This window comes from Paenibacillus sp. FSL R5-0517 (assembly GCF_037974355.1).
Lineage (GTDB): Bacteria > Bacillota > Bacilli > Paenibacillales > Paenibacillaceae > Paenibacillus.
In genome coordinates this window covers 861962-874501 of record NZ_CP150235.1, presented here as the reverse complement: position 1 = coordinate 874501, position 12540 = coordinate 861962, and the positions used below count along the sequence as shown (strand labels likewise).

The 12540-nt window shown below is 45.4% G+C and carries 9 protein-coding genes; 5 read left to right on the top strand and 4 right to left on the bottom strand.

Annotated features, from left to right (window positions below; all coding sequences use genetic code 11):
- Positions 1–24 precede the first annotated feature (24 nt).
- The gene (locus MKX40_RS04020; protein WP_339239548.1) at positions 25–759 is read left to right on the top strand and encodes a TVP38/TMEM64 family protein; all 735 of its coding nucleotides are present in this window, start codon (positions 25–27) and stop codon (positions 757–759) included.
- A gap of 75 nt (positions 760–834) precedes the next feature.
- Positions 835–1413, top strand: a complete 579-nt coding sequence (locus tag MKX40_RS04015) for a GNAT family protein (RefSeq protein WP_339239547.1) — start codon at positions 835–837, stop codon at positions 1411–1413.
- A 199-nt stretch (positions 1414–1612) separates the two neighbouring features.
- On the opposite strand, the gene MKX40_RS04010 is transcribed toward MKX40_RS04015, so the two are convergent.
- Both MKX40_RS04010 and MKX40_RS04005 read right to left on the bottom strand, forming a co-directional pair.
- The gene (locus MKX40_RS04010) at positions 1613–2779 is read right to left on the bottom strand and encodes a 5-methyltetrahydropteroyltriglutamate--homocysteine methyltransferase (protein WP_339239546.1); all 1167 of its coding nucleotides are present in this window, start codon (positions 2777–2779) and stop codon (positions 1613–1615) included.
- Positions 2780–2897: 118 nt separating this feature from the next.
- Positions 2898–3467, bottom strand: a complete 570-nt coding sequence (locus tag MKX40_RS04005) for a hypothetical protein (RefSeq protein WP_339239544.1) — start codon at positions 3465–3467, stop codon at positions 2898–2900.
- Positions 3468–3766: 299 nt separating this feature from the next.
- Here MKX40_RS04005 and MKX40_RS04000 point away from each other — a divergent pair, with 299 nt between their 5' ends.
- Positions 3767–4315 (top strand): ankyrin repeat domain-containing protein, encoded by a 549-nt coding sequence (locus MKX40_RS04000; RefSeq protein ID WP_339239543.1) that lies wholly within the window; start codon positions 3767–3769, stop codon positions 4313–4315.
- Entirely contained in the window at positions 4218–4823 is a 606-nt protein-coding gene (locus tag MKX40_RS03995) for a hypothetical protein (protein WP_339239542.1), read from the top strand. The genes MKX40_RS04000 and MKX40_RS03995 overlap by 98 nt, the downstream gene beginning before the upstream one ends.
- 323 nt (positions 4824–5146) lie before the next feature.
- On the opposite strand, the gene MKX40_RS03990 is transcribed toward MKX40_RS03995, so the two are convergent.
- Entirely contained in the window at positions 5147–6139 is a 993-nt protein-coding gene (locus MKX40_RS03990) for a tRNA-dihydrouridine synthase (RefSeq protein ID WP_339239541.1), read from the bottom strand.
- Positions 6140–6561: 422 nt separating this feature from the next.
- Between MKX40_RS03990 and MKX40_RS03985 the strand changes: the two genes are divergently transcribed.
- Positions 6562–7029, top strand: coding sequence for a DinB family protein (locus tag MKX40_RS03985; RefSeq protein ID WP_339239540.1), 468 nt, complete (start codon positions 6562–6564; stop codon positions 7027–7029).
- A 319-nt stretch (positions 7030–7348) separates the two neighbouring features.
- Here MKX40_RS03985 and MKX40_RS03980 read toward each other — a convergent pair whose 3' ends face one another.
- Entirely contained in the window at positions 7349–12493 is a 5145-nt protein-coding gene (locus tag MKX40_RS03980) for an Ig-like domain-containing protein (RefSeq protein WP_339239539.1), read from the bottom strand.
- Positions 12494–12540 lie beyond the last annotated feature (47 nt).

The following is a 12540-nucleotide window of genomic DNA, read 5'->3' as shown; positions in this document are numbered from 1 at the left end:
TATTACACAAAGGAGTCGTCAGCTATGCCACAACCCTCGAAAAAAGTAATGATTAACCTATTGTTGGGTCTGTTCCTCATGTTGTCCATTGGTCTGCTGGTCTATTATTCTCCTGCCATTATTAAAATCATGTCTTCCATGGACAACTTCAGAGAATATATTCATTCAACCGGACATTGGGGTCCAATCATGTTCATCCTATTCCAGATTCTTCAGATCGTGGTTGCACCTATTCCAGGAGAAGTGGTACAAGTCGCAGGAGGATATATTTACGGTACAGCCATTGGTTCATTGTATACAACGATAGGTTTGATACTCGGCTCAGCGATCGCCTTTTATTTCACTCGTTTTATCGGTCGGGCTTACATTTCACGGCTGCTGCAAAAGAAAAATTATAAGTGGATGTCGTTTATTCATGATGAGAAGAAATTCTCCGCTTTTTTATTTATCTTTTTCGTGATACCCGGCTTGCCCAAAGACATGCTTGTATTTGTTGCCGCTCTTACATCGATTCGTTCGTTTAAGTTCTTCATGATTCTTATAATTGGTCGTCTGCCGTGGATCATTGCATCTGCCGCTGTGGGGTCCACCATTCATATGCAACAATATACGATCGCCATTAGTATTTCTGTTATCGCTGTGATCGGGTTCGTGCTCGGTTATATCTACAGGGACAAATTGGTGGGGTTGTTCTCCCGGTCTGACAGAACCAGAACCAAAGCCAAACCCAAAGCTACACCCAGCTATAGTAAAGAATAGTGTGTTTGGTAGAATGAAAAGAAATACAATACGAACAAAGCCAATCTATTGATATGAACACTGGAGGTATATCTCATGCAAAACCTTGAAACCAATCGATTAATCCTACGAAATTTCACCGCAACAGACGCAGCCGGACTGTTGGAATACACAGCAAATCCCAGAGTGAATTGCTTTATGGATCACCGAATTTCAACACTGGAAGACGCGGCGGCGGAGGTCGCAAAAAGAAGCAATGACGATTCCCAAATCGCAGTCTGCCTGAAAGACAGTAACGAGCTGATCGGTGAGCTGTTTGGCATGAGGGAAGATCAGGATCCTGATACAGATAAGGATTCGAATTCAGATACGTATAGTATTGGTTGGAATTTTAATGGAAGATTCGAAGGGAAGGGGTACGCAAGTGAAAGCGCTAATGCTTTCATCGAGCACCTCTTTATGGAACAGGGAATAAGAAGAGTGTACGCCTATGTCGAGGATGATAACTTTCGTTCCCAGAAACTGTGTGAGAAGCTGGGCATGCGCCGGGAAGGTCTTTTTTTGGAGTTCATTTCATTTGTCAATAATGAGGACGGCACACCGAAATACGAGAATACGTATCAATATGCTTTGTTGAAAAAGGAATGGCTGGCACAGCGTGAATCGGAGAAATAAAGAAAGACATGCCTATGCGTCATCATTAGTTTAAAAAAGTTATTGAAATGAGAATGTACCCATACGGCACGTACCACTACAAATAAGGCGACTTCTCCCTGGATGAGATTCCAGAGGAAAAGTCGCCGTTTTATTATCGCGCAGAACACTATTGATCGAGCAATGTGTTTATAAGGTCACAATACATTCAACTTGAATCCTAGACGGTGCCGCCCCAATATTGCTTTGCAATCTTCTGCCCTTGATCAATCTTCGCCCATTGCTGAGCTTCACTTAATTCGTTACCGCCATCACAGGATGCAAAGCCGCATTGATGAGACAGCAGCAGTCGATCCTTATCGATGATTTTGGATGCTTCGTCCAGCAAACGGACAACACGTGTTTCATCATCAAGGGTACTCGTTTTGGAGGAAAGCAAACCCAATACAATTTCCGTTTCCGGTCTGTCCTTGAACACTTCCAGAGCTTCGATGGAACCCGCACGATCATCATCCCACTCCAGGAAGAAACGGTCATACTTCAATTGCTTCAGGAACAGATTGGCGATTTTCACATACGATCCACCGCCCATGTTACGGGAATCATAATTACCGCGGCAGTTATGTGTCCACATTTTCAAGCCCAGGCTATGTCCGAAGTCAATCACGGTATTGTTAATATCAATGAATTCAGAAGCGAGACCTTGTACTTCATCTTGATTAATATGCTCCCCTGTAAATGGAGAGTTCGGATTGTCGTCTGCAAACAGTTCCCACAAGCAATCATCAAATTGCAGAATTTTACCGCCCACTGCAGCGAATTCTTCGACGAATTCCTTATACGCGATTACAAGGCCCTCTTTGAGCTCCTGTTTGTTCTGATAAACGGAATCTGTACCCCCAATGTTATCTGACCAGGAGAGTTCACCGAAAATATGGGATGGCGATGGTACACAAAGTTTCGTTTGTTGCTCGCCAGCGGTGTCTTGCAGTTGTTGGAATAACTGAATAAAATGATGATTCTTTCCGCTCAATTTGTCCGTGATGCGCAGTCCGATATCTTTGCGTGTTTCATACTTCGAAGTTCCGTCCACATCTCTGAAGAAATAGCCGTGATCCGCGATGTAACGCTTCACACCGCCAAATCCCCATACAAAGTCCAGATGCCACATCGATTTGGAGAATTCGCCATCGGTAACAACGGACAAGTTATGTTCGATCTCCTTGGCTACAACTTGTTTGATAGCCTCCGTCTCGCACTTCTCATATCCTTCGTAGTTTTCATAGAACGGATATTCGATATCATCGTTATGTTCAATTTGCGTTTTATATTTCAGCAGCTCTTCCGGCCGCAATAAACTTCCTACGATCTGGAACTTGTCAGTCATGTAAATTACCCCCTCGTTGTATACCATGATCATATCACGCCGAGAGCAGTTAGAAGGGATACTTAAAAACCATAACTGGTTATAGTTAAAAGCTATATCAAAAGTTAGTTATTCCATTTCACAACGAACTACGCCGTATTTCATAGAAATACTGAACGGCTGAATGCTTTAATTTGATCTGCTCGGACATGTTCAGAATTCGTTTTTTGCCAACCCGTCTGTCCATTAAAGCCAGAATATTATACAAAATATCATTGCTCTCCAGATTATCTTCTATAGAAGTAGATAAATATGTGGTAGCTGCAACGGTAAAATTTGATTTACTGAGTGCAGCCTGTGCCGCCAAAAGCGCTTTGGCATGTACGGAGATTTTTCTGCTCCTTGCCATGATTTGCAATCGATCCTCGGGGATATTGCCTTTGGACTCTTGCCGGATAACTTCAATCTCTTCCTCGCTCACAGGAATGACAAGGTTAGGATCGTTCTTAATCTCCTGCTCCGTCTGATACCACCGGACAGGAGTGGTCGTATCACTCATATTCAGTATGTTCTTTTGATCTACGGTAATGTAACAATTTCCTGATTTATCAGGTGAATAGCGATAGCTGGTAGCACGGTACTCCACTTTTCCAATTAACGCGGGACTAAGAAAACTCTCTAATTGTTGCTTCAGTTTACTCCAGGACATAGATCCTCCTATTATCAAAAGCCTACCGCACGTATTGCGGCGATCATTTTATATACTTTTCAATCCATCAACCCTACGGAAACTCATCTAAAATTATAACATAGCCAAACAAAGCAAAGTCCCCTATTCAATCTGAAAACAGATTCAATTCCTCTGTTCGTCGTATCCGCAGATTAAATCCAGTAATTGGTTTAACATTCCTCATGTGATAAACTTGCAGAAATTATCTGCTTTCTATCCATCTATCATTGCCTATCATTACGAAAATACGATGTCATTCACAAGGAGAGGGATTTTAAATGGCTAAGAAGAAAACAACATTACCTGCTCATATGGAAAAGCTCGTTAAAGATAATGATATCGCTGCGGTAAAAGAGGTTTTCGAGCAATGCGAATGGGATGCCCGTGGGGGCTACAGCAAAGGTACGGCCCTCAGCTTTCGGCATATTTCGGATGAATTGGTTCGCTGGCTGGTAGAGCAAGGGGCAGATATTAATGCACGTGACAAATATCAACGCACGCCTCTACATGCTCATGCCTCACACTGGTCAGGAAATGTAGCCCTGTTTCTTGAATTAGGTGCGGATCTGGACGCTGTGGACTACCAAAATGAAACACCCTTACATGCAGCGGTCAGTGGATATAGAACCACAGTGGTTCAAGCGTTGGTAAACCATGGCGCTGCGATTAACGTAGAAAATAAACAGGGAAATACGCCATTAGCCAAGGGCTTAGTCAATTGCAGGAATAGTGATAATTGTCAATCTAGCGGAGATTGCCGCAATTCTGCTGGATGCCGGAGCATCGCTCACCCCGGATATGAAAGAATCGGTGAAGCGGATCGGTAAGGATTTTGAATTCGCCCGTGAGAAGTTCAATAAGGACAAGGTCGATGGAGTTTCAGACGCGCTGATCAAACTGTACCAGCTATTTGATGTCGAGCCGGTCGCGAATCGGATCATGCACGATGGGACCACCCCCATTCAGGTAAAAGCAACCACCTGGCCCAAGCAGCACCAAGAGCTGTGGGAATATCTTGTCCCGGCCCAGGGACATGCGCAAACGGTGCAGGGAGAGATGATCCGCATCACAGGGCGCGTGTCTCATGAAGTATTGGATAATGGCGGAGGTAACTGGGATAGGGAGTATCGCAAGATGCTGGATGCACTGATTCGTCACCTGGGCACTGGTGAGCCACTCGCCCCGGCACTTCTCCAAGAAGCATCAGACTTGGTCAGCAGGCTTCATGATGGATATGATTTTGATGCGCCTGCCAGATTATCCGAGTTGGCGGTATTATGGGTAGTAACGAACCCTCAGCCGATCGCCATGGCCCAACCGGAGTATACGCGTTAACGTTCCAAGGATAGACGACAACAGCTAAAAAAGAAGCGGAGTTATTCCCGCTTCTTTTTTAGCTGTTATTTTCTTAATAACCGTCAATACATCATAACTACTAATCTTTCCTGACTAAGTGCGAGTAATACTCGACATGGCTTGAGAGCCTACCGTGGATGAAGTTGCTAATATATCGGGATACCCTCATGATTTCCCACTTTGGAAGTACTCCTAAATAACGTAACTCTTCAATCCCTCTTAGTTTGTTGACCGGAGTATGACGCTTGCCCACACCAAAACTAACCTTACTTATCGTCCGTTCTTTCTCCGAACTCGGAAACTTAAATCCCACGTTCCTCCGCCTCAACTTGATCCTTATTTCCAAATTCATGGAGCAGCGTACGAACTTCACTTGTCGACTTGGCGTTCATTAGGCTGTTTCTGAGTTCACTTGCTCCTCGAAATCCGCGGACATAGACTTTAAAGAAACGGGCAAGCGCGCTGAACGAACGTGGCTCCTGTCCTGAATATTGATCATGGAGATCCAGATGCAGCCGTAGCAGATCAAGCAATTCCTCACTGCTGTGTTCTTTCGGCTCCTTCTCAAACGCAAACGGATTCTGGAAAATACCGCGTCCAATCATAATGCCATCCACACCATATTGCTCCGCGAGTCTAAGGCCTGTCTCACGGTCCGGAATATCCCCGTTAATCGTCAGAAGTGTATTAGGAGCGATCTCATCACGAAGCTGCTTAATCTCCGGAATCAGTTCCCAGTGAGCGTCTACTTTGCTCATTTCTTCTCTTGTCCGCAGGTGAATCGACAGATTCACGATGTCTTGCTGCAAAATATGAGTTAACCAGTCGCGCCATTCGTCGACTTCAGTAAATCCGAGACGCGTTTTTACACTGACTGGCAGTCCTCCGGCCTTCGCCGCCTGAATAATCTCCGCCGCAAGAGCCCGGCGGCAGATCAAGCCGCTTCCTTTTCCATTCTCAGCCACATTCGCTACAGGACAGCCCATATTAATATCGATACCTTTAAAGCCTTCTTTCGCCATACCGATACTCATCTCACGAAAGAATTCCGGTTTATCTCCCCAGATATGAGCCACAATCGGCTGTTCATCTGCTGTAAATGTCAAACGCCCACGCACACTCTTGTGCCCCTCCGGGTGACAATAACTCTCCGTGTTCGCAAATTCCGTAAAAAATACATCTGGTCGCCCTGCTTCACTCACCACATGACGAAACACAACATCCGTCACATCCTCCATCGGTGCCAATATAAAAAATGGTCGTGGCAATTCACGCCAAAAATTGTCTTTCGTCATATCCAAAACCTCTCTAAGCATACTAGGGAACTTCTTTATCCCGAAAATGTTAAATCCATCTGTAACCGATTATATCACACCCCCGAGAGAAGCATACTTCTCCCGCCAGCCTGAATAAACAACGTCGACTACGTAGGAATGGATATCTAAATATCTTGAATGTACCATTATAAAACCACTGCTTGGCGTAAGACAACTTCATTATCCACATTTATACTAACTTCTTTTTTCCATCTGTTCATTCCTATGCATTCACTTTATTTAACCCATCAAGGAGTAGCTATATATGTTTGACATCATAATATATCATATATATTATAGATACATGTAATCTTTAATTAAAATCAGACAGTGTCAGACCTTGCTCGAGATTGCAGTTTAACATACAACAGACAGTACAGTTAGAAAGGAGATCAATAAACATGGATGTACTAAAAAGTCAGTACGACATGATTAAACGGACAAGGGAATCCCTCTTCCGAATGTGTGAAAACATGTCCCCCACAGCGTATATTAAACCGGTAGAAGCTTTAGGTGGAGATTCAATTCGTAACCTGCATGTTCATGTTACAGATTGTTATCGCGTATGGTTAGGTGTGCGTGGTCTTGGGCGATCCATGCCCAAAATAAAACCAGAATCCATCCAAAATATTCAGCAGATGCGTAAATTATTTGAGGCGACAGACTTACTCGTTAACGAATTCCTGCAGAATTTTAGAAGCAACTGGAACCCCGACATTCAATCCAGTTGGATGAGTGAAACCGCCGAATTAAGTGAATTATGGCTTTTTACACATTGCATAACCCATGAATTCCATCATCGGGGACAAATCGCGAAAATGGCCAGATTACTTGGGTACATCCCGCCCAAAATGAATTTATCAAAATAAAATGAGCCTGGGAATCATCTATTTAACAAAATAGATCAACGGTATGCCATTCTGCTGAATTCTTATCAAGTATAGGCTTTTTTGTTATGCCTTTTTTTTCGACACATTAAAGATAATGAATATCTTGCTAGGCTTCATCTTCTCTCTTTATGAAACGTGTTTTCATACCGGGAAATCAGGAAGATTAGATATATTATGAATCCAACTGTACACCCTGAATGGGAAAAAAGCGGAATGAGCACTAATTAGCACTCATTCCGCTTTTCTAGCTTCCCCGGACTGTACCTTACGAATCATCCAAAAGTTTATCGATTACCACCTAGATTAGATTCGATTTCTGTAACAATCTCTGCATGATCGTGGCAATCTCGGCACGTGTGATCTTACCTTTTGGCGCCAATAAAGACTGGCTGCGACCCTGCACAAGACCGTACTTCACGCTGTCCACTGCACTGATGCGTGCCCATGAGGATACAGTAGTCTCATCTTGGAACATCTGGAGCGTGGCATCTAAAGACTCTGCGTTCAGGCTATCTTTTAATCCAGTAATCGTCATCGCTTTCGCCAATATAACCATCGCTTGTTCTCTTGTAATCGTTTCGTTAGGATGGAAAGTACCATCCTCGAAGCCGTTGATCAGCCCATATGCATGTGCTGTGCGGATAGCACCATTGTACCAATCCTCAGTCTTCACATCCGTAAATGGAGTTTCCCCATTCTCCGGACGAAGTCCCAGACCACGAACAACGATGGCAGCGAACTCTGCACGAGTCACGGCTCGATCAGGATTGAAGATACCATTGCCAACGCCCTCCACAATCATGCGAGATCCCATATCATTTACAGCTTCTTTACCCCAATGATGCATTACGTCTGTAAATTGTAATGGATGCCACACTACTGCATATGTGCTATTAGTCAGGCTGTTAATTTGAGCTTCGTATCGGCCATTGTTTTGACGTACTTTGGTCGGGACATGACGAACTGATCCGTCTGGCTCCACGACAACGCCAGTTGTAATTTTGTTCGGATCTATGCCTTCTGGCATAGCTATCGTTCTTTCGACATATGCATCGAAGTTTTTTACTTCAACAGACTTGTCACCATAAACGGCATTAACTGTAAAATTAAGCGGCTGAGCAATCAGAGTTAAATCATTCTGAGCGACTGCGCGCCCTACAATGTCCGATTGAACTGAGGTCGGAGCTGCAATTTCAATCTGTACCTTGATTTCCTGCAAGTCATTAGACACTCCAACTTGGCTCGCAATCTCCCCAATGCGGATTTGTCCAGCAGGAACAGTGTACGAAGCCTGCTCTGTTTTGAATTCGAGAATAGCTTGATAATCTTCCATCGTTTTAATCATCTCGCCTGTAAGCTCACCCACAAAAACGTCGTACGTTTGATTAATAGGAATTGTGACAACCGCGTGTTGTCCTTCCTCTGCCAATCTGTCATTCAGCTTCTGCTGATCTACTACAATCGTCAATGCGGTTTGTTGGTCACGCCGGGATATGATCGCTTGTCCAGCATTTTCCACTTTTCCATTAACCAAAATATTGACGCCTGTAGTTGGTGTTGTTGGTGGTGTGACAGGTGTTAACTGTGGGTTTGATGGAGCTTGTGTTACAGGCGGGTTGGTTGACGGAGCAGAGGCCGCTGCAGGCACAACTGCATTGGACCTAGCCGAATCTGTACTTTTGCCTGCACCGTTAATGGCTTTTACCGTAAACGTATAGCTTATTCCGTTACTCAATCCCGTTACTGTTATTGGACTAGTACTGCCTGTAATTATCGTATTCCCAGGCGATACAGTCACTTCGTATCCCGTAATTGGACTTCCACCATCATGAACTGGCGCTGCAAATCTTACGGTCGCTTGTCCGTTGCCCGATGTCGCTGTCACATCTGTTGGCGATCCCGGAACGCTTGATGGAATTACACTTACTTGATTGGAAGCTTCACTAAGCCCTCCCTTATTCTCTGCTTTTACAACAAAGTAATAAGTCTTGCCGTTAACCAACTCAGGAATGGTATAAGGTGATGATGCCTCGACTGTGATTTCAACCCTATGATCAGGATCATCATCTGTTGCCATGTAAATTCGGTACTCTACATCGGGTTCCGTTTCCCATTTCAACGTGACATGACCATCCCCAGGTTCGGCTGTCAGATTCCGAGGATTGGCTGGCGCATTAGGCAGATTTACGGCCTGTATTACTTTGAAAGTGACTGGTACCATCAGATCTGCTGTCAACGTAACCGTTGCTGTATATGTTCCTGCGGGCAATCCGTCCTTGGCACGGAGAGTGAACTCTGTCTGATCTCCAGCGATCAATTCAGCATCCGGCTGCGTAATAACAAAGGCATCCGAATCATGCCCGCTCAGAGAGGCAGATAAATGAACCAGATTTCCTGTTCCCGTATGCTGAATGGATACGCTGTTCGTTTCCTGAGTACCGGATTCATAATCGAGCATGAGCGGTTCCAATGTGCGATCTTCAATTGGAGCAATCGTATACGTTGGAGCTGCTGTCACCGTAAGAACCATGCCACCTTTTTTGCTGATATCTGCTGTTGAGGTCGCGTAAATGGTATATTCCCCTGGCTCGGCATCGGCTTCTACCGTAACATAGCCGGAATCGCTGACCTTCACCTTGTTGGTTGCGTCGCTACTGCTCCACATCACCGTTACATCGGCTCCGCCTACGGTATCAACCGTTGCCGTCAGTTGTCTGCTCTCTCCCTGCATAAGGCTGTCCGTAATCGGATTAACCGTGACGCTGTTCACGGCCGGTGCATACGTCACCTTAATGGTTGCCGTTGCAACCTTGGTTAGATCGTACACGGATGTCGCTGTAATCACATAGTCACCTGGCACGGCATCGGAAGCAACGCTAACATTTCCCATGCTGCTTACGGTTACCTTGTTGCTGGAATCGTTGCTCGTCCACATCACGGAAGAATCGGCTCCACCTACCGCAGTTACCGTGGCAGTGAGTTGCTCGGTTCTTCCTTGTGCGACAGTAGCATTTTCCGGATTGACAGCGATATTGTGAATAGCTGGCGCATACAACACGGTAACGGTTGCCCTTCCCATCTTGCTGCTGTCTTCAATCGATGTAGCTGTTATCGTATAATCCCCTGGTACAGCATCCGATGCAACCGTTACGAAGCCGGTATTACTTACAGAGACTTTGCCAGTTAGATCACTGCTGCTCCATGTTACCTCCGTCGAAGCTCCACCAACTGCCTCAACGATTGCCTCTAACTGTGTACCATCTCCTTGCACGATGCTTGCTGGATCAGGCGTAACGATAACTCCGTTTACTGCTGGTGCATACGTCACCGTAAGGGTTGCTGTACCCACCTTACTGCTGTCTACCGTCGAAGTTGCCGTAATGGTGTAGTTCCCTGGCATAGCGTCTGGGGCAACCGTCACGAAGCCGGTATCGCTTACCTCAACCTTGTGATCCGTATCACTGCTGGCCCATGTCACCGTTGCTCCCGCCCCACCTACAGCGTTTACCGTTGCGACCAGTTGTCTGCTCTCTCCTTGCATCAAACTGTCGGTATCTGGGCTAACACTAACGCTATTAACAGCTGGTGCATAGGTAACCGTAATGACCGCTGATTGCCTCTTACCCGTATCATAAGTGGAAGATGCTGTAATGGTGTAGTCGCCCGGTGCAGCATCCGATGCTACACTAACCTTCCCCGTTGCATCTACCGTTACTTTGTTACTGAGATCACTGCTATGCCAGCTTACCGTGTCTGCCGCTCCACCTACGGCAACTACCGTTGCCGTTAACTGGGTGCTCTCACCCTGCATCAGGCTATCCGTACTTGGATTAACGGTTATACTCTGAACTGCTGGTGCATATGTCACCGTAACGGTTGATGTAGCTGTCTTGGTACTATCGAACGTGGAAGTCGCCGTGATGATGTAATTACCTGGTGTTGCGTCCCGTGCAACTGTAACTAAACCCGTAGCATTAACTGCGACCTTGTTCGTTGCATCACTACTGCTCCATGTCACCGTTGTTGGCGCCTCTCCTACGGCGTTAACAGCAGCCGATAGTTGCCTGCTTCCACCCTGCATCGTACTTGTCGTGATCGGGCTTACAGTTACACTGGTGACGCTTGGTGGAGGCGGCGGCGTGAATTGAGCTGCCCTTATATTTACCACTTTTCTGTCATCCTCGTCCCACACCGCATACAGCGCTCCATTCATTGCTGTTATGGCAGGATTTCTGGCGGTTTTAGTTGCAAAAGCATTCAAGCCACCATTTCTTCCATTTTCGGCTAGAGCCCATCCATTGCCGTTATACTTTTTTATGCGGATCTTGAAAACGGGAACTCCGCTTACCCATTCTCCTGAATTTTCGGACCAAGTGGCATATAATTCATTATTCAAACTAGCTAACTGAACTTCAAAAGCACGCATCCCTATATTTACGTTGATACCATATTCGCCATCTCCATCAATATTAGTCCAGGTGATGCCGTCAAATTTTTTGACACGGATCTGATCATCCGTGCTATATTGACCACCGCGGGCTTCTACCCATGCTACATACAGATGATCATCGATAACACTTAAGACCGGGGTTATTGCGTTGTTCCAACTAACCTTGTTCAATCCAACTCCACCGTCGACTACTGTCCAATTGTTGCCATCATACTTCTTAGCACGCACCGAATAATAGCCGGTACCCACTTTTTCAGACCATAGAGCATATAAATCATTACCATATACAGCCATGACGGGGCTACCTGCTCCACTGCCTGGACTCACGTTCAACCCATCTGCTCCGCCCCCGTCAAGGCTTGTCCACGTGACGCCATTATACTTCTTAGCGCGAATCTTAGCTGCTTCTGTCCAGATTGCGTACAACTCATTATTGTATTCAGCCAACTTGGGAGTACCCGCGCTTACGGAGGGACTTTCATTAATTCCTTCTGTGCTTCCTCCTTCAGCATTTGTCCAGCTCGTACCATCATATTTTTTGACCCGAATCTGGCCAATAGAAGAAGTTTTCATTTCCGTCCAAGACAAATATAGAGCGTTATTGTACACGGCGAGGGTCGGAGATACGACATCTTTGGTCAAATCGTAATTCAGACCATATGTTGGGTGACCGCCGTCAACACTAATCCAGTTTGAGCCATTAAACTTTTTAACTCTGATCTGGCTAATCGTAGGCGTACTCGGAATCGTTTCTTTCCATGCCACATAAATCTCACCATTCCATTCCACTATGGCAGGTTTTTCACCCCTCATGGCTGAATTTACATTAATGCCAGTTGCTCCATTCCCATCAATGATCGACCAGCCGGATGCCGCCGAAGTTACACCGCCCCCAATCACTAAAGATGGTATAAAAAGAATGATGGCTAGAAACAGATGTGCCATTCTTCGAAAATTTCCGTATTTCTTACTTGCTCCCCCCACTGAAATCATTACATGTCTCCCCCTCCGCAATATTAATCAGTTGCATTCTACTCAGC

What these genes read in the sequence shown, in the direction of transcription:
- MKX40_RS04020 (WP_339239548.1), top strand. Translation starts at nt 25, where the DNA reads ATGCCACAACCCTCGAAAAAAGTAATGATTAACCTATTGTTGGGTCTG.
- MKX40_RS04015 (WP_339239547.1), top strand. Translation starts at nt 835, where the DNA reads ATGCAAAACCTTGAAACCAATCGATTAATCCTACGAAATTTCACCGCA.
- MKX40_RS04010 (WP_339239546.1), bottom strand. Translation starts at nt 2,779, where the DNA reads ATGACTGACAAGTTCCAGATCGTAGGAAGTTTATTGCGGCCGGAAGAG.
- MKX40_RS04005 (WP_339239544.1), bottom strand. Translation starts at nt 3,467, where the DNA reads ATGTCCTGGAGTAAACTGAAGCAACAATTAGAGAGTTTTCTTAGTCCC.
- MKX40_RS04000 (WP_339239543.1), top strand. Translation starts at nt 3,767, where the DNA reads ATGGCTAAGAAGAAAACAACATTACCTGCTCATATGGAAAAGCTCGTT.
- MKX40_RS03990 (WP_339239541.1), bottom strand. Translation starts at nt 6,139, where the DNA reads ATGACGAAAGACAATTTTTGGCGTGAATTGCCACGACCATTTTTTATA.
- MKX40_RS03985 (WP_339239540.1), top strand. Translation starts at nt 6,562, where the DNA reads ATGGATGTACTAAAAAGTCAGTACGACATGATTAAACGGACAAGGGAA.
- MKX40_RS03980 (WP_339239539.1), bottom strand. Translation starts at nt 12,493, where the DNA reads ATGATTTCAGTGGGGGGAGCAAGTAAGAAATACGGAAATTTTCGAAGA.